This is a genomic window from Caballeronia zhejiangensis (assembly GCF_022879815.1).
GTDB lineage: Bacteria > Pseudomonadota > Gammaproteobacteria > Burkholderiales > Burkholderiaceae > Caballeronia > Caballeronia zhejiangensis.
The window spans coordinates 706707-731465 of record NZ_CP084283.1 but is presented as its reverse complement, the minus strand read 5'-3'; the positions used below and the strand labels follow the sequence as shown (position 1 = coordinate 731465).

27 protein-coding genes and 4 tRNA genes are annotated in these 24759 nt (G+C 62.5%); 16 read left to right on the top strand and 15 right to left on the bottom strand.

What is annotated here, in order from left to right; genetic code table 11:
- Positions 1-134 precede the first annotated feature (134 nt).
- The gene (locus tag LDZ23_RS03440; protein ID WP_008350914.1) at positions 135-1154 is read left to right on the top strand and encodes a class 1 fructose-bisphosphatase; all 1020 of its coding nucleotides are present in this window, start codon (positions 135-137) and stop codon (positions 1152-1154) included.
- Positions 1155-1250: 96 nt separating this feature from the next.
- A tRNA-Thr gene (locus LDZ23_RS03435) sits at positions 1251-1326 on the top strand.
- Positions 1327-1630: 304 nt separating this feature from the next.
- On the opposite strand, the gene LDZ23_RS03430 is transcribed toward LDZ23_RS03435, so the two are convergent.
- Positions 1631-1951: a hypothetical protein gene (locus tag LDZ23_RS03430; protein ID WP_244807799.1), complete on the bottom strand. Its 321-nt coding sequence runs from the start codon at positions 1949-1951 to the stop codon at positions 1631-1633.
- On the opposite strand from LDZ23_RS03430, the gene LDZ23_RS03425 reads away from it, so the two are divergent.
- Positions 1950-2099, top strand: a complete 150-nt coding sequence (locus tag LDZ23_RS03425; protein WP_008350916.1) for a hypothetical protein — start codon at positions 1950-1952, stop codon at positions 2097-2099. The genes LDZ23_RS03430 and LDZ23_RS03425 overlap by 2 nt on opposite strands.
- A gap of 234 nt (positions 2100-2333) precedes the next feature.
- The gene (locus LDZ23_RS03420) at positions 2334-2936 is read left to right on the top strand and encodes a chorismate mutase (RefSeq protein WP_008350918.1); all 603 of its coding nucleotides are present in this window, start codon (positions 2334-2336) and stop codon (positions 2934-2936) included.
- A gap of 7 nt (positions 2937-2943) precedes the next feature.
- On the opposite strand, the gene LDZ23_RS03415 is transcribed toward LDZ23_RS03420, so the two are convergent.
- Positions 2944-4089, bottom strand: coding sequence for an exonuclease domain-containing protein (locus LDZ23_RS03415; protein ID WP_244807798.1), 1146 nt, complete (start codon positions 4087-4089; stop codon positions 2944-2946).
- A 1241-nt stretch (positions 4090-5330) separates the two neighbouring features.
- Between LDZ23_RS03415 and LDZ23_RS03410 the strand changes: the two genes are divergently transcribed.
- Entirely contained in the window at positions 5331-6473 is a 1143-nt protein-coding gene (locus LDZ23_RS03410) for a porin (RefSeq protein ID WP_008350922.1), read from the top strand.
- A gap of 71 nt (positions 6474-6544) precedes the next feature.
- Here the strand turns inward: LDZ23_RS03410 and greB are convergent, their stop codons facing one another.
- The gene (gene greB, locus LDZ23_RS03405; protein WP_008350924.1) at positions 6545-7096 is read right to left on the bottom strand and encodes a transcription elongation factor GreB; all 552 of its coding nucleotides are present in this window, start codon (positions 7094-7096) and stop codon (positions 6545-6547) included.
- A gap of 172 nt (positions 7097-7268) precedes the next feature.
- Here greB and LDZ23_RS03400 point away from each other — a divergent pair.
- Positions 7269-7345 (top strand) — tRNA-Arg (locus LDZ23_RS03400).
- Between the two features lie 87 nt (positions 7346-7432).
- Positions 7433-7509: transfer RNA gene (locus tag LDZ23_RS03395), tRNA-Arg, on the top strand.
- Between the two features lie 61 nt (positions 7510-7570).
- On the opposite strand, the gene LDZ23_RS03390 is transcribed toward LDZ23_RS03395, so the two are convergent.
- The 5 genes from LDZ23_RS03390 to LDZ23_RS03370 all read right to left on the bottom strand — a co-directional run bounded on the left by LDZ23_RS03390 (position 7571) and on the right by LDZ23_RS03370 (position 12498).
- A complete protein-coding gene (locus LDZ23_RS03390) occupies positions 7571-8062 on the bottom strand; it encodes a phage protein NinX family protein (RefSeq protein ID WP_008350926.1) in 492 nt (163 codons plus the stop codon).
- 62 nt (positions 8063-8124) lie between these two features.
- Entirely contained in the window at positions 8125-10521 is a 2397-nt protein-coding gene (locus LDZ23_RS03385; protein ID WP_008350928.1) for a RelA/SpoT family protein, read from the bottom strand.
- Between the two features lie 72 nt (positions 10522-10593).
- Positions 10594-10797 carry a DNA-directed RNA polymerase subunit omega gene (gene rpoZ / locus LDZ23_RS03380; RefSeq protein ID WP_006999799.1) on the bottom strand — a complete coding sequence of 68 codons (204 nt, stop codon included), beginning with the start codon at positions 10795-10797 and terminating at the stop codon, positions 10594-10596.
- A gap of 69 nt (positions 10798-10866) precedes the next feature.
- On the bottom strand, positions 10867-11541 hold the full coding sequence (gene gmk / locus LDZ23_RS03375) for a guanylate kinase (RefSeq protein WP_008350937.1): 675 nt from the start codon (positions 11539-11541) through the stop codon (positions 10867-10869).
- Between the two features lie 9 nt (positions 11542-11550).
- Positions 11551-12498 (bottom strand): YicC/YloC family endoribonuclease, encoded by a 948-nt coding sequence (locus tag LDZ23_RS03370; RefSeq protein WP_244807797.1) that lies wholly within the window; start codon positions 12496-12498, stop codon positions 11551-11553.
- Positions 12499-12742: 244 nt separating this feature from the next.
- Between LDZ23_RS03370 and rph the strand changes: the two genes are divergently transcribed.
- The 6 genes from rph to LDZ23_RS03340 all read left to right on the top strand — a co-directional run bounded on the left by rph (position 12743) and on the right by LDZ23_RS03340 (position 17361).
- Positions 12743-13501 (top strand): ribonuclease PH, encoded by a 759-nt coding sequence (rph, locus tag LDZ23_RS03365; protein ID WP_008350941.1) that lies wholly within the window; start codon positions 12743-12745, stop codon positions 13499-13501.
- A complete protein-coding gene (rdgB, locus tag LDZ23_RS03360) occupies positions 13494-14111 on the top strand; it encodes an RdgB/HAM1 family non-canonical purine NTP pyrophosphatase (RefSeq protein WP_008350944.1) in 618 nt (205 codons plus the stop codon). Before rph ends, rdgB begins: the two co-directional genes overlap by 8 nt.
- Positions 14108-15331: a radical SAM family heme chaperone HemW gene (gene hemW / locus LDZ23_RS03355; protein ID WP_244807796.1), complete on the top strand. Its 1224-nt coding sequence runs from the start codon at positions 14108-14110 to the stop codon at positions 15329-15331. Before rdgB ends, hemW begins: the two co-directional genes overlap by 4 nt.
- 11 nt (positions 15332-15342) lie before the next feature.
- Complete coding sequence (locus LDZ23_RS03350) at positions 15343-16551, top strand: MFS transporter (RefSeq protein ID WP_175981895.1); 1209 nt, start codon at positions 15343-15345, stop codon at positions 16549-16551.
- Positions 16552-16596: 45 nt separating this feature from the next.
- A tRNA-Ser gene (locus tag LDZ23_RS03345) sits at positions 16597-16686 on the top strand.
- A 357-nt stretch (positions 16687-17043) separates the two neighbouring features.
- A complete protein-coding gene (locus LDZ23_RS03340) occupies positions 17044-17361 on the top strand; it encodes a hypothetical protein (protein WP_244807795.1) in 318 nt (105 codons plus the stop codon).
- A 14-nt stretch (positions 17362-17375) separates the two neighbouring features.
- Here LDZ23_RS03340 and LDZ23_RS03335 read toward each other — a convergent pair whose 3' ends face one another.
- Positions 17376-17546 carry a hypothetical protein gene (locus tag LDZ23_RS03335; protein WP_160172884.1) on the bottom strand — a complete coding sequence of 57 codons (171 nt, stop codon included), beginning with the start codon at positions 17544-17546 and terminating at the stop codon, positions 17376-17378.
- A 78-nt stretch (positions 17547-17624) separates the two neighbouring features.
- Positions 17625-17783, bottom strand: coding sequence for a hypothetical protein (locus LDZ23_RS03330; RefSeq protein WP_008350949.1), 159 nt, complete (start codon positions 17781-17783; stop codon positions 17625-17627).
- 140 nt (positions 17784-17923) lie between these two features.
- On the opposite strand from LDZ23_RS03330, the gene LDZ23_RS03325 reads away from it, so the two are divergent.
- Complete coding sequence (locus LDZ23_RS03325; protein ID WP_008350950.1) at positions 17924-18403, top strand: TonB family protein; 480 nt, start codon at positions 17924-17926, stop codon at positions 18401-18403.
- 302 nt (positions 18404-18705) lie between these two features.
- Positions 18706-20010 carry an MFS transporter gene (locus LDZ23_RS03320; protein ID WP_034471371.1) on the top strand — a complete coding sequence of 435 codons (1305 nt, stop codon included), beginning with the start codon at positions 18706-18708 and terminating at the stop codon, positions 20008-20010.
- A gap of 21 nt (positions 20011-20031) precedes the next feature.
- Here the strand turns inward: LDZ23_RS03320 and LDZ23_RS03315 are convergent, their stop codons facing one another.
- Positions 20032-21216 (bottom strand): OpgC domain-containing protein, encoded by a 1185-nt coding sequence (locus LDZ23_RS03315; RefSeq protein WP_244807794.1) that lies wholly within the window; start codon positions 21214-21216, stop codon positions 20032-20034.
- A 260-nt stretch (positions 21217-21476) separates the two neighbouring features.
- Here LDZ23_RS03315 and LDZ23_RS03310 point away from each other — a divergent pair, with 260 nt between their 5' ends.
- On the top strand, positions 21477-21656 hold the full coding sequence (locus LDZ23_RS03310) for a hypothetical protein (protein ID WP_034471375.1): 180 nt from the start codon (positions 21477-21479) through the stop codon (positions 21654-21656).
- A gap of 352 nt (positions 21657-22008) precedes the next feature.
- Here the strand turns inward: LDZ23_RS03310 and minE are convergent, their stop codons facing one another.
- From minE to LDZ23_RS03290, 4 genes are all read right to left on the bottom strand, one after another.
- Complete coding sequence (gene minE / locus LDZ23_RS03305) at positions 22009-22263, bottom strand: cell division topological specificity factor MinE (protein WP_008350955.1); 255 nt, start codon at positions 22261-22263, stop codon at positions 22009-22011.
- 9 nt (positions 22264-22272) lie between these two features.
- On the bottom strand, positions 22273-23088 hold the full coding sequence (gene minD, locus LDZ23_RS03300; RefSeq protein ID WP_008350957.1) for a septum site-determining protein MinD: 816 nt from the start codon (positions 23086-23088) through the stop codon (positions 22273-22275).
- A gap of 88 nt (positions 23089-23176) precedes the next feature.
- The gene (gene minC, locus LDZ23_RS03295) at positions 23177-23944 is read right to left on the bottom strand and encodes a septum site-determining protein MinC (RefSeq protein WP_244807793.1); all 768 of its coding nucleotides are present in this window, start codon (positions 23942-23944) and stop codon (positions 23177-23179) included.
- Positions 23945-24098: 154 nt separating this feature from the next.
- A complete protein-coding gene (locus LDZ23_RS03290; protein WP_008350962.1) occupies positions 24099-24623 on the bottom strand; it encodes a GNAT family N-acetyltransferase in 525 nt (174 codons plus the stop codon).
- Between the last annotated feature and the right edge of the window lie 136 nt (positions 24624-24759).

Genomic DNA, 24759 nt, shown 5'->3' with positions numbered 1-24759 from the left:
GCGGCCGCCGCGCGAGAACCTCGCGCGGCGGCCGTTCTCGCTTATGGCGGATGCAGGCGGTCGCTGTCACATGGAGCGGCCGGGTCGAGCGGTTAGAATCGTGAATATTCGTCTAACGCTCACGGAGCCTAAGCATGTCCTCCATTTCCAGCCGCACCACGCTCTCGAAGTATCTGATCGAGCAGCAGCGTGAACATCAGAACCTGCCTGCCGACTTGCGTCTGTTGATCGAAGTCGTCGCGCGTGCCTGCAAGCAGATCAGCTATCACGTCAGCAAGGGCGCCCTAGGCGAGGCGCTCGGCTCGGCAGGCAGCGAGAACGTCCAGGGCGAAGTGCAGAAGAAGCTCGACGTGCTTTCGAACGAAATCCTGCTCGAAGCCAACGAATGGGGCGGCAATCTGGCCGCGATGGCATCGGAAGAAATGGAAAAGATCTTCCCGATTCCGAATCGCTACCCGAAGGGCAACTATCTGCTGACGTTCGATCCGCTCGACGGCTCGTCGAACATCGACGTGAACGTGTCGATCGGCACGATCTTTTCGGTGCTGCGTTGCCCGGACGGCGCCGATCCGAGCGAAGCGGCGTTCATGCAGCCGGGTTCGCAGCAGGTCGCGGCGGGCTATGCGGTGTACGGTCCGCAAACCGTCCTCGTGTTGACGACCGGCCACGGCGTGAACTGCTTCACGCTCGATCGCGAGCTCGGCTCTTGGGTGCTCACGCAGCGCGACATGAAAATCCCCGTCGAGACCCGCGAATACGCGATCAACGCGTCGAACAGCCGTCACTGGTATGAGCCGGTGCAGCGCTACATCGGCGAGCTGAACGACGGCAAGGACGGCCCGCGCAAGGAAGACTTCAACATGCGCTGGATCGCATCGATGGTCGCGGACGTGCATCGCATTCTGAATCGCGGCGGCATCTTCATGTATCCGGCCGACAAGCGCGATCCGTCGAAGCCCGGCAAGCTGCGTCTGATGTACGAGGCTAACCCGATGTCGTTCATCGTCGAGCAGGCGGGCGGCGCCGCGACCAACGGCGAACAGCGCATCCTCGATATCGTTCCGACGAGCCTGCATCAGCGCGTCGCCGTGTTCCTCGGCTCGAAGAGCGAGGTCGATCGCGTGACGCGCTACCACGTCGAAAAGAAAAATTGATCTAAGGTATTGCCAAAGCCAGAAAGGCTCTGCATAATCTCACTTCTTCGTTGCTGACGAACTAAACGAACGCAAAAAACGAAGAAAAAATTCGGAGCCGGAATAGCTCAGACGGTAGAGCAGCGCATTCGTAATGCGAAGGTCGGGGGTTCGATTCCTCTTTCCGGCACCACAAGAATTCAGGCAGTTCTAAAAACCCGCGATCACGCATGTGTCGCGGGTTTTTGCTTTTTGCGCCGCGTTTCTCGAAACGCCCGCAATCTTTAGCACTTTCGCAACGATCGCCATCGCGACACACAGGTTTGCGATTCGAACCGAAAATCGGCTTCAGCGATTTCACATTCGGCAGCACCCGCGCGCCTGATTCGTCTTATATGTGCGCTTTCGTACAACAACGAGCCATTTTCCGCTGCGCACCATGAAGCGTCAACGCTGGTTTCCCGGTATCGTTATATCCATAGAGGAAAAGCTACAGTTTAAGTACGCGCTGATGCCTTTCGGGGTAGAGCCCAAGCTGGATGCGGCTCGCGGGGCGGCAGTCGCGACGCGATAAAACGTAGTTTTTGCAGCAACGAATACAGCGGCCGGCAATCAATTACCGAAGCGATTCCGGTCCCGACACGAACGATCATGCGTTGTTGATGAAACGCGCCGATTCGGCTCAAGCAGAAGCGGTGGCGATCCGATAACGCATCTATGGAAGGAACCGTAATCGGCAATTCGGCTGCATGCGGCGGCGCAATAGCCGCATCGACCGTGTTAGCGCAATTGTTGTAGTCATTCAGGAGAGAAATCATGGACGCAAAACCGACGAAAATCCCGACGCCCGACAAGGTGCTTTGTCCGGATCCGGAACCGGTTGGCGTCGAGTTTCTCGCGACGGAGCTGCCCGAGCATGTGCGCGCGTTCTTCGACGAACAGCGCGACTCGGCGCAGTCGAAGTAGGCGGACCCGCTGGATCACGCCGTCGTCGTGAGAACGACGCCCGCCGCGCGCGGCGCACTCGGACCATCCGGTCCGCACATGGCTCACGCCAGGACGCGTCGCGCCTCTCGTTCATGACCGCATCGGGGCGGGTCGTGCGCTACGGCTCGCCTCGTGAAATCCCCTCCGCCAGTTGGCTGCCGTCGTTCCCGTTTGACCGCGGTGCGCTATTCTGGCGCTTTTGCCCGGATACCGATGCGCCGCCGATCGCCCCCTTCTCTCCTCGCCTCCGCCGCGTTCGCCTGTGCGCTTGCGTTCGCCGCGCCCTCTTCCGTGCATGCAGACGGCGACGACACTCCGTTCACCAACCTCATCGCCCTCGTCTCCCAACGGCTCGCACTCGCGGAGCCGGTCGCGCGCTGGAAGTGGGCGCATCACGAGCCGATCACCGATGCGCCGCGCGAAGAAGCGTTGCTCAAGCACGTCGAGGAAAAGGCCGGCGCCGCGCAGGTCGATCCCGAATTCGCGCGTCAGTTCTTTCGCGATCAGATCGAAGCCAGCAAGGATGTGCAGAACGCGCTCTTCGCGAACTGGCGCGCGCTGAAAGCTGCGCCGGAAGAAGCGCCGCCCGATCTCGCCAAGGACACGCGTCCGAAGCTCGATCGGCTGACGCAGTCGCTCGTCTCGGCGCTCGCGCATGTCGAGCCGATCCGCCATGCCGAAGACTGCCCCGTGCGGCTCGCGGAAAGCGTCGCGCGATGGAAGCATCTGACGCGCTACAACTCGTCGATGAACGCGCCGCTCATGCGCGCGCTGTCGCACGTCTGCGCGTCGGGCGGCGTGGGCGCGGTCGGGTGACGGCGCGTCAGATGGCGGACGCGAGCGTTGCGGCGACAAGCGGTGTCGCGACGAGACCGCGCGCGAGACGCTCGCTCAGAATTCGATAAGTGGACAGCTCGAACGCGGGAGAATCCGCGCTTGCGCGCAGCGCGCCGGCTTCCTCGAGCGTGCCGGCCGTGCCGAGATAGCGCCAGTTGTCGATGACATGCCACGCGCGTTGCCCCGATGCCGCATCGCACTCTTCGATCGCGATAGCACCCGCATACGGCCAAGGCGCGCCGCGAACGTCGCCGGAACGCGACTTCGGCGCGCGGTTGTGCGCTGGACGCGCGCTCGCGATCCATTGCGCCTCGGCCAGCAATGCCCCGATTTCGCCGCCCGTCGCCTTCCATTCGAGACGACGCACCAGCGCGGCGAGACGCAGATCCTTCGCCGAGCGCCGCGGGCCGACGAGATGCGAACGCACACGCTGACGCAAGCGCACGCTGCGGCCAGCGTAGAGCGGCGCGTCGTCGTCGCCATAAAACATGTAGACGCCGCAGCCCGAAACGATCTGCTCGATCGTGTCCTCGTCGATGTGCGCGGCGAGCTGGAACCGGCGCGTCACGCGTTCGAGATGCGTGCGCATCACATCCGGCGCATGCGCGCGATGCAGGTGCTGCCAGAATTGCCACAGCAAATCGGCATCGGCGAGCGCACGATGCCGCGCCGCCGGCACGAGCGCGTGGCGCGCGACGAGCGCATCGAGACCGTGACGGCTTTCCGCCGGATAAACGGCGCGGGAAAGCTGTACCGTGCACAGCACGTCGGGCGCGAAGCGAAGGTCCACGCGCCGGAATTCGTCCTTCAGAAAGCTGTGGTCGAAGTGTGCGTTGTGCGCGATGAAAAGGCGGCCCTTCATGCGTTCGAGCAAGCCGGACGCCAGTTGCTCGAACGTCGGAGCCTCGCGCACCATTGCATCGGTGATGCCCGTCAACTGTTGCACGAACGAAGGAATCGGCCGCTGCGGATTGACGAGCGATGTCCACTGCGACACGCCCGCCGGCCCGACTTCGACAACGCCGATCTCGGTGATTCGGTCCACGCCGAATGTGCCGCCGGTCGTTTCGAGATCGACGAAGACGATGGGTTCGGAGGGATAAGCGTAGCTTGCGGACGGATCGGGATGCATCGTGAACGGCGAGAGACGGCGGGATGCGCCTTGGATGGAGCGAATGCTGGATTGCCCATTCTAACGCAGCCGGAAGCGGCGGACTTTTACCGGAACAGTCGGTGGGCGGGACGAGTCGGCTTTTTTGGCTAGTTTTTGCTTCAGTTAAAACCACACCATTTTGATAGTTTCCCATTAAGCCGATGCTGAATTTAACGCATCGCAATGGCGGATAACCCTTAAAAGCATTTCCGGATTATCAAGGATACGAGTTTGCGGCCGTCGCGGCTCGCTGAGCCGCAGGAAGGCGAACCTTGCGAGGCTTGGGCGAGGGCCGTTGCGCCGCGCTCGCCCGTGGCTGCCGCCCGCCAGCGTCCATTTAGCGCGCTGACCGTTTTCTCGCTTAGTTAATCGGTCCGCATCAAATGAAAATAGCGCAAGCACGGTTTATCGGCGAAAAAGAACAGCGACGCAACGCGGCTTCTCCTATGCCGAACGATATTAAGACTTTAGTGCCTCCGGGCTGCGCAGAGCATTATATTAATCGTCAGCGCCTTTCGTCTTGCCCGATTCTCCGACATTAACCGACGTGCAAACTAAGTCGCAACTTAAATGTAATGAAAAAGATCGGCGATTATTCCACTCGACCGATTCGAGCAATGATGCGAAACGCTCGCCGCGGCTTCCTTACTGCGCGCAGCCGCCGCTCAAAAGCTTTCGCGACGCGGACGCGAACCCAAGTCCCACAAGGCTCCGGGCAAAAAAAAGCGCGACCGGGAAGTCGCGCTGACAAAGTTTGGAGATCTTTTTCCGTCAACGAAAAAGTCTGCTTCGGAAAGCAGAGACGACAGTATAACGATGCGGCCCGCATTCATTACCCGCAAAAGCAGCAAACTTCTGTTTCAAATATCTCAACAATCGAATTTCCAGAAGTTTCCCGTTGTTTTCTTGCGGCAATCGTGTCGCGCATGCGCAACGTCATTTGGTTGACACCGCATCTCTTACGACTTTATTCGCGGATAAACCCTTGTATATAAAGAAAAATACGCGTTCGGTCGATCATTGCCGCATCCACAATGATTTATTGTGGAAATTGGAACGCCTTGCGCTGTAACACCGTCTTTACACTTCGTCTGGTCCGGAAACAAATGTGTCGGTGACGCCGATCCATTGCTCCTCCGCCCGCGCCTCTCGCAGCGCGCCGGAGCGAGGTTTCCTCAAAGCCTGGGTCCCCGGCCCTATCTGCTCTCGGAGTTACAAAGATGAAAAAGACTCTCATGGTCGCCGCCCTGTCGGGCGTTTTTGCTACCGCCGCCCATGCGCAAAGCAGCGTCACGCTGTACGGCCTAATCGATGCGGGCATCACCTACACGAACAACCAGCAAGGCCACAGCAACTGGAAGGCGACGAGCGGTTCGGTCAACGGCAGCCGTTGGGGCCTGCGTGGTTCGGAAGACCTCGGTGGCGGCTTGAAGGCGATCTTCACGTTGGAAAACGGCTTCAACATCATGAACGGCACGAACGGCCAGGGCGGTCGTGAGTTCGGCCGTCAGGCGTTCGTCGGTCTGTCGAGCAACCAGTTCGGCTCGATCACGCTCGGCCGTCAATATGACTCCGTGGTCGACTTCCTCGGGCCTCTGGCTCTGACGGGCACGCAATACGGCGGCACGCAGTTCGCTCACCCGTTCGACAACGACAACCTCGACAACACGTTCCGCGTCAACAACTCGGTCAAGTACACGAGCGCGAACTACGCTGGCTTCAAGATGGGCGCGATGTACGGCTTCTCGAACGAAGCCGGCGGTTTCGCGGATAACCGTGCGTACAGCGTCGGCGCGTCGTACAACTACGGCCCGTTGAACGTTGCTGCAGCGTACATGCAACTGAACAACGTCGGCTCGCCGACGAACAACACGGCCGGTGCGGTCACGACCGACAACACGCCTTTCGTCGCTTCGCGTCAGCGCATCTTCGGCGGCGGCATCAACTACGCGTTCGGCCCGGCAACCGTCGGCTTCGTGTTCACGCAGACGATGCTCGACAACGCGACGCAGCTGACGAACGTCGGCTCGCAAGGCGCTGGCAACATCGCGCTGAACGGCGACAGCATGCGCTTCACGAACTACGAAGTGAACGGCCGCTACAACCTGACGCCGGCTCTGTCGATCGCAGGTGCGTACACGTACACGGATAGCCGTATCGAAGGCGAAAAGCCGAAGTTCCACCAGTTCAGCCTGCAAACGGCGTATGCGCTGTCGAAGCGCACCGACGTCTACCTGCAAGGCGAATACCAGCACATGACCGACCAGGACGGCCTGCCGGTCGGCGCGGTGATCAACGGCGTTGGTATGTCGTCGAACGGCAACCAGGTTTCGGCGACGGTCGGCATGCGTCACCGCTTCTAAGCTTCACAAGCAGTCCCGCTGTAGAAAAGCCGCTCTTCGGAGCGGCTTTTTTTTCGTCGTTGCGCGTCGCTTCAGCGTGGATATCGGACGTCCAGGATGTCGATCTGCTGAATGCCTGCAGGCGTGTGCAACGGCACCGTATCGCCGATCTTCGCCTTTAGCAGCGCGCGCGCGACCGGCGAGATCCAGCTCACGTAGCCGCGATCCAGATCGACTTCGTCGACGCCGACGATCGTCACCGTCTTCACGTCGCCGTCGTCGCCCGCGTAGTCCACCGTCGCGCCGAAGAACACCTGATCGACATTCTCCTGCTTGCTGCTGTCCACCACTTCCGCGAGATCCAGGCGCTTGCCCAGGAAGCGGATGCGCCGGTCGATCTCGCGCAGCCGCCGCTTGCCGTAGATGTAGTCGCCGTTTTCCGAGCGATCGCCGTTCGAAGCGGCCCACGAAACGAGCCTGACGACTTCCGGGCGCTCCGTATCGAGAAGCTGCAGCAACTCGTCACGCAGCCGCTGATGGCCTTGAGGCGTGATGTAGTTCTTCGTGCCCGCCGGGACGTCGGGCTGGCCGAGTTCGAGGTCGTCGTCGGTGTCGTCCGACTCTTTGACAAATGCCTTGTTCATGATGCCGCTCGTTGCCGATTGATGTCGAATTCCGGAATGTACTTGCTTTCGAAACATCAACTTACCACGTCGAGGCCATCTTTCGTCGGAGGCGCATCGACCGAAAATTCGAAATTCTGGCCAAAACCCCTTCCTTTTCAGAATAGGCTTGGCTATAATTCCGCTTCTGCGTGCGGCTGTAGCTCAGTTGGATAGAGTACTTGGCTACGAACCAAGGGGTCGTGGGTTCGAATCCTGCCAGCCGCGCCACCTTTTCGGATGTTCTCGCTCTAACGAGGTCATCAAGCGCTTAACCATTAGCGCGTTGAAGTAACATAGTGTTGTACCGTTTTGCGTGCGGCTGTAGCTCAGTTGGATAGAGTACTTGGCTACGAACCAAGGGGTCGTGGGTTCGAATCCTGCCAGCCGCGCCATCTTTCGAAGGGCCTTCCAGACGGAAGGCCCTTTTTGTTTGTCCCGACCGTAGCGCGCAATCTACTGTCGCGGCACCGAGCCGATATCGCCGATACCCAGGTCCGGCCTCGGCACATCCTCCACCGAAGCCACCGCGCTCGACTCCCCGATCGCCTCAGCCCGCGCGCCGAGCAGCGTCTGAGAACGGCGCGGGAATTCGTCGTCGACGGCATCGCCGAAAGCATGCCGCACGAACGCCCGCAGCAAGGCGATGCGTAGCGACGCGCCGCGCCCTTCCACGGGTTTGCCGTCCTTGCCGAACGTGACGGTGCAGACCACTTCCCCGCGCCCGTGATCGTGCATCTCGAGCTTGCAGGCGCGCTCCAGAACCACGGCCGCTGCATCCCATGACGTCGACGGCAGGAAACGCCCGTCCCAGGGTTTGCCGCGATCGTTGCCGCGAATGGACAGCGTCTCGCCGCTATCGGTGAAGTGAATTTCCCGGATGAATTCGTGCAGCCCGCGCGCGACCCAATAGTCGAGCGTGGCGCCTTCGAGATCGGATGTGTTCATTACGGCGCTCTCTCCTGTTCGTCGAACGACGACAGGCATGCACGCCGCATACCCGCGCCGCGTCAGTAGTCGGCGCGCTCGCGGTCGATGCGCATGCCGCCGTCCTGATTGCGGTGATGCGGTTCGTCGCTCGGACGCTCGCGCGCGATGCGCATCACGTCCGGATTGGTGCGCACGCGGCGCATGACGTTCGCCAGATGCACGCGGTCGCTCACCTGGATCACGAAGCGCAGCAGCTTCGCTTCCTGCGACACGTCTTCGTCCATCGCGATATGCACGATGTTCGCGTCCGCCGACGTGATGTCCGCCGCGACGCGCGCGAACACGCCCTTCGTGTTCTTCACGAGCACCTTGACGGCGACGTCGAACAGACGGCCCGGCTGCGGCGCCCACGCGACGTCGATCCAGCGGCCCGGATCGCGCCGATGGATGCGCTGCGCCACGCGGCATTCGGTCGTATGGATGGCCATGCCGAGTCCGATGCCGATATAGCCCATGATGTCGTCGCCCGGAATCGGCCGGCAGCACGGTGACAGTTGCACCGACATGCCTTCCGTACCCGTGATGACGACCGGCGGCGCGGTATTCGTGTTGTGATGCTCGCGATGCGGGTGATCTTCGTCATCGGCGATGCCGTTCATCAGCACCTCGATGCGCTTGGCCATGACCGCCGCCACGCGCCGGCCGAGACCGATATCGGCGAAGATTTCCTGACGCGTCTTGTTGCCGGTCCAAAGCACGAGCTTTTCCCATACTTCCGGCGTGACGTCGGATAGCGCGAGACCGTAACCCTTGAGACTTTGATCGACGAGCCGCTCGCCCAACTGGACCGACTCGTTCAGTCGCATCGTCTTCAGATAGTGACGGATGGCCGAGCGCGCCTTGCCGGTGCGCACGAAGCCGAGCCACGCGGGATTCGGCTTCGAGTACGGTGCGGTGATCACCTCGACGATGTCACCGCTCTTCAACTCCGTGCGCAGCGGCAGAAGTTCGTTGTTGATCTTCACCGCGACGCACTGGTTGCCCAGGTCGCTGTGGATCGAATACGCGAAGTCGAGCGCCGTCGCGCCGCGCGGCAGCGGCATGATCTTCGACTTCGGCGTGAACACGTAGACGGCGTCCGGGAACAGGTCGATCTTGACGTGTTCGAGGAACTCGCTCGAGTCGCCCGCCTCGCTCTGAATGTCCAGCAGCGACTTGAGCCATTGATGCGCGCGCTTCTGCACGTCGTTCAGATCGGCGCCGCCGTTCTTGTAGAGCCAATGCGCCGCGACGCCCGCCTCGGCGATCTCGTGCATCTTGCGCGTGCGGATCTGGAACTCGATCGGCGCGCCGAACGGGCCGACCAGCGTCGTGTGCAAGGATTGATAGCCGTTCACCTTCGGAATGGCGATGTAGTCCTTGAATTTGCCCGGCACGGGCTTGTAGAGCGCATGCAGCGCGCCGATGCACGTATAGCATTCGAGCGCGCCCTCGACGACGACCCGAAAGCCGTACACATCGAGCACCTGCGAGAACGACAACTGCTTGTCGCGCATCTTCTTGTAGATGCTGTAGATCGTTTTTTCGCGGCCGGTGACTTCCGCGTTGATCTTCGCATCCGCGATGGTGCGCTGCACCGCTTCGAGAATCTTGCCGACCACTTCGCGCCGGTTGCCGCGCGCCGCTTTCACCGCTTTTTCGAGCGTCGCGTAACGATTCGGATTGAAGTTCGCGAACGACAAATCCTGCAACTCGCGATACGTATTGTTCAGACCGAGCCGATGCGCGATCGGCGCATAGATATCCAGCGTCTCGCGCGCGACGCGCCTGCGCTTTTCCGGCGGCACCGCGCCGAGCGTGCGCATGTTGTGCAGCCGGTCCGCGAGCTTGACGAGAATGACGCGCACGTCGCGCGCCATCGCGAGCAGCATCTTGCGGAAGTTTTCCGCCTGCGCTTCCTCGCGATTGCGGAATTCCATCTTGTCCAGCTTGGACAAGCCGTCGACCAGTTCCGCGACCTTGGCGCCGAAGCGCTCCGCGATTTCGGTCTTGGTCACGCCCTGGTCTTCGATCACGTCATGCAGCAGCGCCGCCATGATCGATTGCGCATCGAGCTTCCAGCCCGCGCAAATTTCCGCGACCGCGACCGGATGCGTGATGTACGGCTCGCCGCTCTGCCGATACTGGCCGAGGTGCGCTTCGTCGCTGAAGTGGAAAGCCGCCTTGACTTCCTTGATCTCTTCCGGAGTGATGTAGCTCGCGAGCGCGTTCGTGAGTTTCGCGATGGAAACGACGTCGTGCTTGCGCGGCTGCTCCGGCGTGGCGGTCGGCCCGAACAGATGGCGGAAGGATTGTTCGAGAACCGCGTCGATGTACTTGCGCGCCGCGTGCGGCTTTTCGGCATCGAGCATCGAGTCGGCGTCGACTTCGATATCGGGATCCACGGCGGTGGAGATGGGCAACGGTGTCTGACTCATCTTCCCCTCCGTGGTGATGTGACGCGCTGGGTTGTCGGTTGCAAGAAATGAAACCGTGTGGAACTGCGGCCCTTAGACGGGCACCTTCTTCAACATTTCGATGCCAACCTGGCCCGCGGCGATCTCGCGCAGCGCGACGACGGTCGGCTTGTCGCGGCTTTCGATCTTCGGCGTGTGGCCTTGTGCGAGCTGGCGCGCGCGATACGTTGCCGCAAGCGCGAGCTCGAAGCGATTCGGGATTTGTTTCAGGCAGTCTTCGACAGTGATGCGGGCCATGTTTGTTTCCTTCGGAATATGGGTTTTATTCTACCTTATGTGACCGATCGACCCGGCCACTGCAATGCGTCACGCTTGCGGCGTGGAGTGGATGCCGAGGTCCACGAAAAGCTGCGTGTTGCGTGCGTATTGCGACGTGAAGCGCAGGCGCGTCGCGGCGACGAGACAGCGCAGTTCGTTAAGCGCGCGATCGAAGTTCTCGTTGATGACGACATACTCCGCTTCCGATGCATGCGCCATCTCGCTGCCGGCCGCGAGCAGACGCCGCACGATCACTTTTTCGGAATCCTGGCCACGTTTCTTGAGGCGGTCTTCGAGCGCATCGAGCGACGGCGGCAGAATGAAAATCTCCACCGCATTGCGGAACTGCTTCTTAACCTGCTGCGCGCCCTGCCAGTCGATTTCCAGCAGCACGTCATGGCCCTGCTTCATCTGCTCCGCGATCCACAGCTTCGATGTCGCGTAGTAGTTGCCGTGCACTTCGGCGCTTTCGAGAAACTCGCCCTTGTCGCGCCGCTCCATGAATTCATCGACGGACACGAAGTGATACTGCACGCCATTGGTTTCCTTCGAGCGCGCCTCGCGCGTCGTATACGAAACCGACAGCAGAATGTCCTTGTCCTCGGCGAGCAGCGCGTTCACGAGCGTGGACTTGCCCGCGCCCGAGGGCGCTACGACCATGAACAGGTTGCCCGGATAGATGCCCGTGTAATGGCTGTGCGAGCGATGCGTGGTATTCGGCATGATGTTGCGTTACTCCAGATTCTGTACTTGCTCGCGCATCTGCTCGATGAGCAGTTTCAGCGTCATCGATGCGTCGGCGAGTTCTTTCGCGGCGGCCTTCGAGCCGAGCGTGTTCGCTTCGCGGTTGAGCTCCTGCATCATGAAGTCGAGACGCTTGCCGACCTTGCCGCCCTTTTGCAGCACATGGCGCGTTTCGTTCAGATGCGCGGTGAGACGCTGCAATTCTTCCGCGATGTCGATGCGAATGCCGTACATCGTCACTTCCTGGCGGATACGCTCGGCGATTTCCTCGCGCGGCACGCTCGTCGTGACCGCGCCGCCTTCGGTCGTCGCGATGCCGAGCGCGTCCTGCAGCCGCTCGACAATTTTCTGCTGATGCTTCGCGATGAGTTCCGGCACGAGCGGCGTGATGCGCGCGACGATCGTTTCCATCTCCGTCACGTTGTCGATCAGCACTTTGCCGAGCGCCGCGCCTTCGCGCGCCCGCACTTCGATGAGATCGGCGATCGCCTGCTTGCCGCACGCGAGCACGGCCTCACGCAACGTTTCCTGCGACACCGAGCTTTCCGCGAGCACGCCGGGCCAGCGCAGGATTTCGCCGGTACGCATGCGCTCGGCGTCGGGGAAGATATCGAGCACGGCGCGTTCGAGCGCGGCGAGCTGCGTGAGCGCGTCGCGATTGAGCGCGCCCGCGTTTGCCGTCTGCTCGACGCGATTCAGGTTGATGCGGATATCGACCTTGCCGCGCGAGAGCTTGGTCATCAGCATTTCGCGCAATTGCGGCTCGGTCGCGCGCACGTCTTCGGGCATGCGGAAGTTCAGGTCGAGAAAGCGCGAATTCACCGTGCGCAATTCCACCGATACACCGACGCCCGAACCCCCCGCGCCATTGGGTCCCGCGCCATCCGCGACGACTTCGCGCGTCGCGCTGGCATAGCCTGTCATGCTGTAGATCATGGTACGTCTCGCGATAGAGAGCCTTCGTTGCGAAGACCCATTCGATACGAAACGCCCGGCGCTGTCGAAAGTGCCTGTGAGTGGCCTGCGTTGGGCCGCCGGGCGAGGAACCCGCATTATCCCATTTTTACCGCGAAAGCCGCCCGGACGGCGGACCGGCGCGCATGGCGCACGCGCAACGCCTGAAAGTGAATGACGATAAAATCGCTGGGTTTGCTGGTTCCACACTCTTCTTCCGACATCCATGACCGACTCTCCCCTGCTCAAGCCTTCTCCCCCGCGTCCGAGCGGCCGCCGCGCGAATCAGCTGCGCGACGTACGCATCACGCGGCATTACACGAAGCACGCGGAAGGCTCGGTGCTCGTCGAATTCGGCGATACCAAGGTGATCTGCACGGCGAGCATCGCCGAGCGCGTGCCCGAGTTTCTGCGCGGCCGGGAGCAAGGCTGGCTCACCGCGGAATACGGCATGCTGCCGCGCGCGACGCACACGCGCAGCGACCGCGAAGCCGCGCGCGGCAAGCAGACGGGCCGCACGCAGGAGATTCAGCGGCTGATCGGCCGCGCATTGCGCTCGGTGTTCGATCTCGACGCGCTCGGCGCGCGCACGCTGCATATCGATTGCGACGTCATTCAGGCCGATGGCGGCACGCGCACGGCGAGCATCACGGGCGCGTTCGTCGCCGCGCACGATGCGGTCGGCAAACTGCTCGCGTCGGGCAGGATCGCGAAGTCGCCGGTGAAGGATTTCGTCGCGGCGATTTCGGTCGGCATCTTCGCAGGCTCGCCCGTGCTCGATCTCGACTACGACGAAGACTCGCAATGCGATACCGACATGAACGTCGTGATGACGGGCGCGGGCGGCTTCGTCGAAGTGCAGGGCACGGCGGAAGGCGCGCCCTTCACGCGCGACGAGATGAACGAGCTGATCGCGCTCGCCGACAGCGGCATCAAGGCGCTGATCCTGAAGCAGAAGGAAGCACTGGGGATTCGCGGTGTCTGACGTCAATGGTCTTGGGCGCGTCGTGCTCGCATCGAACAATGCGGGCAAGCTGCGCGAATTCGCATCGCTGCTGGATGCGGCGGGCATCGAACTGATCGCGCAGGGCGAACTCGGCGTGCCCGAAGCGCCCGAACCGCACCCGACCTTCGTCGAGAACGCGCTGGCGAAGGCGCGGCACGCCGCGACGTTCACCGGCCTGCCCGCGCTCGCCGACGATTCCGGCCTTTGCGTGCGCGCGCTCAACGGCGCGCCGGGCGTGTATTCGGCGCGCTATGCGTCGATGAGCGGCGGCGCCAAAAGCGATGCCGCGAACAACGCGAAGCTCGTCGCCGACCTCGCTCAGCACACGGATCGCCGCGCTTACTACTTCTGCGTGCTCGTGCTCGTGCGTCACGCGGACGATCCCGAGCCGCTCATCGCGGAAGGCCGCTGGCATGGCGAAGTGATCGATGCGCCGCGCGGCGCAAATGGCTTCGGCTACGATCCGCACTTCTTCCTGCCGACGCTCGATGCGACCGCCGCCGAACTCGATCCCGCGCGCAAGAACGCGCTCAGCCATCGCGCGCTCGCGTTGCGCGAATTACTGCAACGACTGAAGGAACTTGCGTGAGCGCCGGACCGAAGACGATCAACATCGTGCAGGCGTTCACGTCGCCGGGAAGCATCCGGCTGACGTCGCTGCCGCCGCTTTCGCTGTACGTGCATTTCCCGTGGTGCGTGCGCAAGTGTCCGTACTGCGACTTCAACTCGCACGAGTGGAAGGACGACACGTTTCCCGAAGAACGTTATCTCGATGCCCTGCGCGCCGATCTCGAAAGCGCGCTGCCGCTCGTGTGGGGACGGCAGGTGCATACGATTTTCATCGGCGGCGGCACGCCATCGCTGTTATCGGCGAAAGGGCTGGACCGCCTTCTCTCCGATGCGCGCGCGCTGCTGCCCATCGATGCCGACGCCGAAATCACGCTCGAAGCCAATCCCGGCACGTTCGAGGCGGCCAAGTTCGCGTCGTTTCGCGCGAGCGGCGTGAATCGTTTGTCGATCGGCATTCAGAGTTTCAACGAGGCGCATTTGAAGGCGCTCGGCCGCATTCACGATGCGATGCAGGCGAAAAATGCCGTCGAGATCGCCGCGAAGCACTTCGACAACTTCAATCTCGATCTGATGTTCGCGCTGCCGCAGCAATCGCTCGACGAGTGCAAGCACGATATCGAGACGGCCATCTCGTTCGCGCCGCCGCATCTGTCGCTGTATCACCTGACGATGGAGCCGAACACGGTCTTCGCCAAATACCCGCCCGCGCTCCCCGACGACGACGCTTCCGCCGACATGCAGGACTGGATCCACGAGCGCACGCGCGAGGCCGGTTACGCGCGCTACGAAGTGTCGGCGTATGCGAAGCCGCATCGTCAGAGCAGGCATAACCTGAACTACTGGCGCTTCGGCGATTACCTCGGCATCGGCGCGGGCGCGCATACGAAGCTGTCGTTTCCGTCCAAAATTCTGCGTCAGGCGCGCTTCAAGCATCCTTCGAGCTATATGGAACACGCGCTTTCGCCGGCCGAAACCGCGATCCAGGAAGAACGCGAAGTCGGTCCGCGCGATCTGCCGTTCGAGTTCATGCTGAACACGCTTAGGCTCGTCGAAGGCTTTCCGGTGCATTCGTTCGTCGAGCGCACGGGACTGGCGCTGTCCGCGATCGAGCCGGCGCTCGCCGAAGCGGAAAAACGCGGGCTCATCACGCGCGACATCGAACGCATTGCGCCGACCGAACTCGGCCAACGCTTTCTCAACGATCTCCAGGAACTGTTCTTGAAGGATCCGCACAATTGAGCGCGCCGACGATGGCGCCGAACTCGGTGATGCGGCATCGCCCGTTCGCGCTTTTCTGGAGCGCTCGGGTGATGTCGTCGGTGGCGTTTCAGATGATGTCGGTCGCGATCGGATGGCAGGTTTATTCGATCACGCATAGCGCCTACGCGCTCGGTCTCGTCGGCCTCGCGCAATTCCTGCCGATGTTCGTGCTGACGCTCGTCGTCGGGCACGTTGCGGACCGTTACGACAGACGCGTGATCGCGTACGTGTGCCAGTCGATCGAGGGCATCGCCGCGCTCGTGCTGTGTCTCGGCGCGTGGCACGGCTGGCACGATGTCGCGCCGATCTACGCGATCGCCGCCGTGACGGGTGCGGCGCGCGCGTTCGAATCGCCGTCGATGGCCGCGCTCTTGCCCAATCTCGTCGCCCGCAATCAGTTGCAGCATGCGAGCGCGTGGTCGACGTCGGCGAATCAGACGGCGCAGATCCTGGGTCCCGCGATGGGCGGCGTGCTCTACGGGTTCGGCGCGCTGACCGTGTACGGCGCGGTGAGCGTCGCGTTTCTCGTCGCGGCGTGCGCCGTGGCCGCGATCAGAATCGACGAAGCCGTGCGTATGCGCGCGCCGCTCTCGTTCGAAGCGCTCTTTTCGGGTATCGGTTTCATTCGCAGCAAGCCGGTGATTCTGGGCGCGCTGTCGCTCGATCTTTTCGCCGTGTTGCTCGGCGGCGCGACCGCGCTCCTGCCGGTCTACGCGCGCGACATCCTGCATACCGGACCGTGGGGACTCGGCGTTCTGCGCGCGGCGCCCGCGGCCGGCGCGCTGGCCGGATCGATCTGGCTCGCGCATTTTCCGCTGCGGCAGCGCGCGGGCAATGCGCTGTTCGGCGGGGTGATCGCGTTCGGAATCGCGACGATCGTCTTCGGACTGTCGCGCAATATCTACGTGTCGCTGATTGCGCTGGCGGCGCTGGGCGCGTCGGATGTGATCAGCGTCGTCGTGCGGATGTCGCTCGTGCAGTTGCAGACGCCCGACGAAATGCGCGGACGCGTCGGCGCGATCAATTCGCTGTTCATCGGCACGTCGAATCAGCTCGGCGAGTTCGAATCGGGGATGACGGCGGGACTGCTCGGCGCGGTGCCGGCGGTGCTGATCGGCGGAATCGGCACGATTGTCGTCGCGCTGTTGTGGATGCGCCTTTTTCCCGCGCTCAAGGCGACGAAATCGCTCGAAGGATGAGCGTTCCTGCGCGGCTGCGAGTTGCGCTACAATACGCGCCTTGCTGGAGGTGTGGCCGAGCGGTTTAAGGCACCGGTCTTGAAAACCGGCGAAGGAGCGATCCTTCCGTGAGTTCGAATCTCACCGCCTCCGCCAGATCAAATCAAGCCTCGTAAGTTCAAACGCTTACGGGGCTTTGTCTTTTGCCGCTGCGTTTTCGCGACGCGCTCGAACGCGCCAAGGCTGGCCCGTTGCTTCGCTATCCTGAACCATCAATTTCAGACAAAACGCCTATCCGACGTCTCCGGAGCCACGTATCTTCCCTTCTGCCTCCTTCCGAGTTCCCCCCATGCTCGATTCGAAGGAGGTCTTCAATGGGAAAGGTTGGACTTGGGCCTCGCACTCGCGAGGCTTTTTTTCGTCCGATGCCACGCCCCGACAGACAATCGACGTGAACACTACGGCCATAACGCCATCTAACCGCCTCATCGATCACAACGCGGAGAGTCGCCCATGAAGTCAGGCCGCATCATGCCCATCCTCGTCGGCTGCATCGCCGCCGTGAGCCTGTCGGCGCATGCCCAGCCTCAGCCAAACGCGCAATGGCGCGCGACCGAAACAACGCTCTTCGACCTGATTCAAAACGGATATGGGATCGTCGCGGTGACGAGCGTGGCCGCGCGCAACTCCGGCCTTCCCGAAGACACCTACGTGCTTCAGAAAAACAATAGTCTCTACCGCTGCGGGGAAACGCGCGCGGCCGAAACCGGCGCGGTCAGATCTGCCGCGCCGATGCGCTGCGCCGAACTCGTCAAGCCCTACACCGAATAATCGAAACCGAACGCTCAATTGTCATCGGATCTGACGGGCGGCCGGACGTGCGGAACCGGCTCCGCCTTCGCAGCGTCCTGTTTGGGCGCGGCGCGTTGCGATTCGCTCTTCGAATGCGCCGCGGAAGCCGGTTGCTGCTTCCTTGCGGGCGCGCCCGACGGTGCAGGATCGTTCTTGCGTGTCATGGCATTCTCCCGAAATCCGGGGACATCCCCTTTCCACATTAGCACCGCGCCGCCGATACCGCACACGCCATGCACGACTCAGCCGACCGGCGCCTCGCCCTCACCCGACTGCTTGCCCGGCCTGTCGTTCGGACCTTGCTTGCGGTTGTCGTCATCGCGCTCGGGCAGCTTGCTTTTCTCGTTGTCGCTGTGCTCGGCCGTCTTTCCGTCTTCCGGACGGTTGGTCTCGCTGTTCATGGCGCCCTCCTTAAAGTGCTTTCGAATGAAAGCATCGGCAGCAAACTGCGCGCCTGAATGCGTCCGGGCGCACGAATTCGGTTCGCTGACGGCCTTTGCAGCGACTACCATTTAAGTAACGCCATCCCGCCATTGTTGCGATGTCCGCGTCACGTTTTCGCCGTACCGCCGCCGCGCTCGTCCTTGCGTCGGCGATGAGCGCCTGCACGATCACCCCGCCCCCCAGCGTCGTGGCTGCGCGCGCGCCCGCGCCGGCCGTCTCCGGTCAAACGCTCGACGAGTACAAGGCGCGCATCGCGCAGCGCATCTTCGAGCGCAATCCGTCGCTCGTGCTGAAGGGCACGCCGCAAGCGATGCTGCGCTCGTTCGTGCTCGTGTCGTTTACGGTGGATCGCGGCGGGCGGCTCGTCGAATCGTCGGTGTATCGCACCAACGGCGATGATGAAGCCGAAGCCACCGCGCTCGCCTCGCTGCGCCGCGCATCGCCGCTGCCCGCGCCGCCCGCGCGCCTTTTGAACGGCAACGGCCAACTGGAGCTTTTCGAAGGCTGGATGTTCAACGACAACGGCCAGTTCCAGCTACAGACGTCGCATTCGCCGCAAGCCACGACCATTGATTGATTGGCGCTCGGCCGGCACGCTCGTTATATTTTTTTGCACCCCGGCCGGACCCGCTTCCGGCGTGGCCTGCGCCTCGCGCTCACCCCGCGCGTCCGGCGCAGCGCCCGAGCGCCGCCGAACTGCGCCGCGACACCGCGCGCCACTCACGCGCCGTCCAACCCTGGCTTTCCCGCCATTCATCGCAATCCCTACAAAAAGCTGACGCGCGCCGGACGACGACATCGTTCGTCATTCCGATCGCTCTTGCCCGGCGATGCGCGCGACAATGCTTCGCACCAAGGCAACACGACAACGGAGACAACATGGCCTCACCCTCGCTTTCCGCCGCAAAGCCCGGCGACGGATCCCAAAGCGCTTCCCGCGTAATTTTCGCGAGCTTCATCGGCACCGCGATCGAGTTCTACGACTTCTATGTCTACGCGACCGCCGCCGCGCTCGTCATCGGACCGGTGTTCTTTCCGCACGACTCGCCCGCCGCGCAGGCGCTCTCGGCGTTCGTCACCTTCGGCATCGCGTTCTTCGCGCGGCCTATCGGCTCGTTCATCTTCGGACACTTCGGCGATCGCATCGGCCGCAAATCGACGCTCGTCGCCTCGCTGCTCGTGATGGGCCTCTCGACGACGCTCATCGGCTTCGTGCCCGGCTACGATTCGATCGGCAGCGCGGCCCCGATCCTCCTGTGCATCCTGCGGTTCGGCCAAGGCATTGGGCTGGGCGGCGAATGGGGCGGCGCGGCGCTGCTCGCGACCGAATACGCACCGAAGGGCAAACGCGGTCTCTTCGGCATGTTTCCGCAGCTCGGGCCGTCGATCGGCTTTCTCGCGTCGAACGGTCTGTTCTTCGGTCTCGCGCTCTCGCTCTCCGATGAGCAATTCCGCAGCTGGGGCTGGCGCGTGCCGTTCATCGTGAGCGCGGTGCTGGTCGCGCTCGGCCTGTACGTGCGCCTGAAGATCGCGGAAACGCCGGCGTTCCGCGCGGCCGTCGAGCGCGAAGAACGCGTCAAGGTGCCGGTCGCGACGCTGCTCGGGCGGCATCTCGTGCCGACGCTGCTCGGCGCGTTCGCGATGGTCGTCTGTTACACGCTCTTCTATATCTCGACGGTGTTTTCGCTGTCGTACGGCGTGGCCAAACTGCATTTCGCGCGCGAGACCTTCCTCGGCCTTCTGTGCCTCGCCGTGGTGTTCATGGCGCTCGCCACGCCGATCTCCGCGATCGCGAGCGACCGTTTCGGACGCAAGCCGGTGCTGATCGTCGGCTGTCTGCTGGCGATCCTCTCCGGCTTCGCGATGGCTCCGCTCCTCGGCAGCGGCGACACAATCCAGGTCGCGCTCTTCCTGACGATCGAGCTCTTCCTGATGGGCGTCACGTTCGCACCGATGGGCGCGCTCCTGCCCGAGCTCTTCCCGACCAACGTGCGTTACACGGGCGCGGGCGTCGCGTACAACCTCGGCGGGATTCTGGGCGCATCGGTGGCGCCGTACATCGCGCAATTGCTCGCCAATCGCGGCGGGCTCGCGTGGGTCGGCGGATATGTGTCGGCGGCTGCGGCGGTGAGTTTGATCGCCGTGCTGTGTATGCGCGAGACGCGCCACATCACGCTGGAGTAAGCACGAGAGAAACCGGCGCGCTCAGCGATCGCGCCGGTTCGTGGCGTGCGCCGGGACCGGCCTGCCCTCGATGACGGGCATACGCGGCGCCGGCCGCTCGACGCTCTTCGCACGCGCCGCTTTCGCCGCCTTCCGATCCGCCCAGAAGCGCGCGAGCGCAAGCAGGCCGACGATGGCGATGCCATCGGCGATCAGCCCCAGAATCCAGTGCGACGGATACCGCCCGAGCCCGAGCACGCCCATCGCGCGCAGCGCCGAATCGAGCACGAGCGACACGCATGTGCCCGCGATGAAGCACACGAGCCCCTGCTGGCCGATCGTGACGACGCCCGGCAGCCTGCGTGCGAGCTTGCCGACCCAGCCCGCATACACGCCGCGCGCGACGATCCACGCGATGGCGGCGAAGCTCACGATGCGCAGCGTCGCGAGATTCTGCTTCATGTATCCCGGCGGCGCCTGCGTTTCGAGGAAGAGCTTGGCGAACGCGAAGGTCAGCGCCAGCGCGATCGCCCCGGCGGTCAGCCAGCGCGCGAATCGGCCGGCGTGGAATTCGTCGCTGATCGGCTGCACGCGCGCGAGCACGCCGGTCATGAACATCAACTGCCACGCGAACGGATTGAACGACCACGCTTCGCCGTATGTGCCCGGCAGGAAGCGCAGCAGCGGCATGGCCGCGAGCCACACAAGCAGGCTGCCGAAAATCGCGATGACGGGTTTCTTCTGCGCGAGCGGCACGATCGCCGGGACTGCGAGCGCGAACACCGAATACATCGGCAAAACCGCCGACAGATACGGCTGCTGACGCAACAGCACGATATCGACCGCAAGGCCGAACGGCCGCATGAGAAAGTTCGGCCACTCGGTGTACTGGACCATCGGCGTGTCGACTTGAAGCGCCATCAGGATCGCGCCGCCGACCAGCATCAGAAACGCCGTGAACAGATACGCGCGATAAATTTCCCAACTGCGTTTGAAAAAGCGTCGGCGGGCGGCTGAATCGCTACGGCGAGTCGCAAGCGCCGTATAAGCCGCCGCCGACGCATAACCTCCGAGAAACACGAAAACTTCGGCGGAATCGCAAAACGCATACTGGTGCAGCGTAAAGCGCGATAGCACGCTTCCCGTTATATGGTCGACCGCGATAATGAGCAGCACGATTCCTCGAAAGAAATCGACTTCGAGAGAACGTGTCGTCGGGGAAGTCATCTGGCGAATGCTCCACGGACCTGCGGTTTCGGCGCGCCGCCGGACGGGCTGGCGCACATACGCGGTTTGTACCTGCTCCGAAAGGAAAATTCCCTTAATCAACGAGTATTTAAATTAACACTCGGTGCCAGTCGGCAAGCTGGCGGCAAAATGACTTTTTTGTCCGCTTTCCAGTAAATATGCCGCTGCCTATACTCGAAAGAAGTTCGACAAAAACGATGCGCGGAAAACTTGTGCCGCGAACCAGAAGGAGGCCGGGCATGCGTATTCATGTTGAGAGCGCTCATCTCGTCGCGATGATCGCCATCGCGCTTTCGACCGCGTTGCTGCTCGCGATCAAGTTCCGACCGGCGACATGGCGAGGCGTGCTCGTCGAAGCCGTCATCGCGAATGTCGGCGCGATCCTGGCCGTGCTCGCCTTCGAAGTGCTGACCGCCTGAGCCGCGCGCGCCGGCATCAGACGCCGGACCTACAGAAAAATTTCAAATCGGTTGAACTTTCCCCCGCGCGGGCACTCTGAGCAGGTAATGCCGTTCGTCGGATCGCTCGTCGAACCTAACGCACGGCTCTCATCTCCTCTCCGCTCCTGCTTATGGCGGGAGCGTTTCTTGGGCGCCCGGCGAAAGCCTCGCGCCTGTTCTTTTTTCTGGCCCCGGAAAACGCTGATCGACCGCGCATCGGCGGCGTCGAAATGACACGCGCAAACGATAACGCGCCAAGCAAAAGAGCCAGAATCCCGAGACTCTGGCTCTTTCGATAAACGCGGCGCGCAAGCACGCGCCGCACGCGGCATCACGCCTGCGGAATTTCGATCTTCACTTCCAGCACTTCGAGATCGTCCTGACGTTCGAGGCTGACTCGAATATCATCATCGGAAATCTTCACGTACTTCGAAATCACGGCAACCAGTTCCCGTTGCAACGCCGGCAGATAATCGGCGGCGGCTTTGCCACCCGCGCGCTCGTGCGCAATGATCAACTGCAAGCGTTCCTTCGCGACCGTAGCGGACTTCTTCTTCTCGCCCAGCAAAAACGAAAGAATCGACATTGCGTCCCCTTACTTGGTGCCGAAGATGCGTTGCAGCAAACCGGGCTTCTGATAATCGGTGAAGCGCAGCGCCTTTTCCTCGCCGAGGAATCGCGACACCACGTCCTTGTACGATTCCGCGACATCCGTGCCATCGAGATGCACGGCCGGCAAACCCTGGTTCGATGCGTGCAGCACCGCTTCCGATTCCGGAATCACGCCGATCAGATCGATGCGCAGGATTTCCTGGATGTCGGAGAGCGACAGCATTTCGCCCTCGCTTACGCGCTTCGGGTTGTAGCGCGTGATGAGCAGATGTTCCTTGACCGGTTCCTTGCCTTCGATCGCGCGCTTGGTCTTCGACGACAGAATGCCCAGAATGCGGTCCGAATCGCGCACTGACGACACTTCCGGATTCGTCACGATGAGCGCTTCGTCGGCGAAGTGCATTGCCATCAGCGCGCCGGATTCGATGCCCGCCGGCGAATCGCAGACGATGTACTCGAAGTCCATCTTGATCAGCTCGTTGATGACCTTCTCGACGCCTTCGAGAGTCAGCGCGTCTTTATCGCGCGTTTGCGATGCCGGCAGGATGTAGAGGTTCTCGCACTTCTTGTCCTTGATGAGCGCCTGATGCAGATTCGCTTCGCCCTGGATGACGTTGATCAGGTCGTACACGACGCGGCGTTCGCAACCCATGATGAGGTCGAGATTGCGCAGACCGACGTCGAAGTCGATCACGGCCGTCTTGTGGCCGCGCAATGCGAGCGCCGATGCGAAGCTCGCGCTGGTGGTCGTCTTGCCGACGCCGCCCTTTCCCGAGGTCACCACAATGATTTTTGCCATACAAGTACCTTGTGTTCGTCAATAAGTCCGCTTGCGTTGCCTGCGAGCGCGCGCCAAGGGCATCGGGCGCGCGGATCGATGCAACCCGTCAGGTCAGACGCAGCGGTTCGATCATCAGTTTTTCTTCGTTCAGCCAGATCTGCACCGGCTTGCTGAGCACGTCGGCCGGCAGCGGGTTCTCGGTCGTTCGATAGATGCCCGCGATGGAGATGAGTTCCGGCTCGAGACAGGTGCAGAAGATGCGCGCGTCGAGATTGCCGTGCACGCCCGCGAGCGCGCGGCCTCGCAACGGCGCATAGATATGGATATTGCCTTCGGCGATCACTTCGGCCCCGTACGACACGAGCCCGAGGACGATGAGATCGCCCTTCGCATAGACCTGCTGCCCCGAGCGCAGCGGACGATCGATGATGGTCACCGGCGCCGGCAGCGCGGGCGGCGGCGGCGTGTTCGCGACCGCGGCTTCGATCACCGCGGCAGCTTCGGTGTTGGGCTTCGCTTCGTCGACGGAGGGCTTGGGCGCGCCGCGCCGGTCACGTGCTTCGAGAACAGGCAGGCCGCCCGCGTTCGCCCATTGAATCGCCCACGTCTGCTCGGGCAGCGCGACGATGCCGATCGGACGCATGCGGACGTCTCTCAGCACCTTTTCCAGATCGGCAAGCGCGACACGTTCGCCTTCGGCGAGACGGCGCACGTCGATGGCGACGACATCGCCTGCGAAAAATTCGGGAGTCGCTTCGAAGCGCCGCGTGAGTTCAGTGCGCAGGGCATCGAGGTCGGGAGTCTTGACGACGAAGAGAAGCGTGTCGACGGAGCCGCTGCGCAGTTCGAAGAAGGGCGTTTTGTTGAGCGACATAAGAACGGCCAAAAATTTTGCGTATTTTACAGGCGTTGTCGCACACGGCCATAATTTTTAGGACCGATTTCAGCTATCGGAAACGAGAAGTGCGTGCGACGAACGCGCACGACGAACATGCGTGAAGCGAAGACGAAGCCGAAGCGGAGGCGCCTCAGTCGTCCTCTTCGGGATGCATGTGGCGCACGAAGAGCGACTCGGCTTCTTGCTCGTGAGACGGCATCGCGCGACGATCGCCGGTGGGACCAAAGCCGAGGCGCTCGTAGAAGCGCACCGCGGTGCGGTTCTCCTCGGATATCCACGCATGCACCTCTGCGACGCCTTGCTGCGCGAGCCATCGCGACGCGACGTTCACGAGCAGTTCGCCGCCACGCAGATGCCGCACGGCCGGCGCGACCCACAGCGCGCTCACGAATGCGCGCTCGTTCGGCGCCTCTTCGATGTACGCGTGCACGAGACCGCAAGGATGGCCTTCGGTGTAGAGCAGAAACGTCGCGAGCCGGGGCGAACTCGCATGCAGCGACGCGGTGTCATCGAACGACGACGGATCGACGAGCAGCGCATCTTCCAGCGTTTCGCCGAATGCGTATGGCGCTTCGCGCAGCGATGCCGTGCGAAGCTCGCGCAAGACCGAACCTTGTTGCGCGGCGATGCGGCTGACGGTCAGTGAGGGACTCATGCGGGCGCTCATGCGGACAATTTCTCTGTGGCTTTCAGGCGGGATACGCGTGCGGCTCTGTCGGCCGGTCCGGCGCTCGGGCCATCGGCATAGCTTCAACCGAACGGGCGAACCCGTCAATTCCTAAATCCGGGAA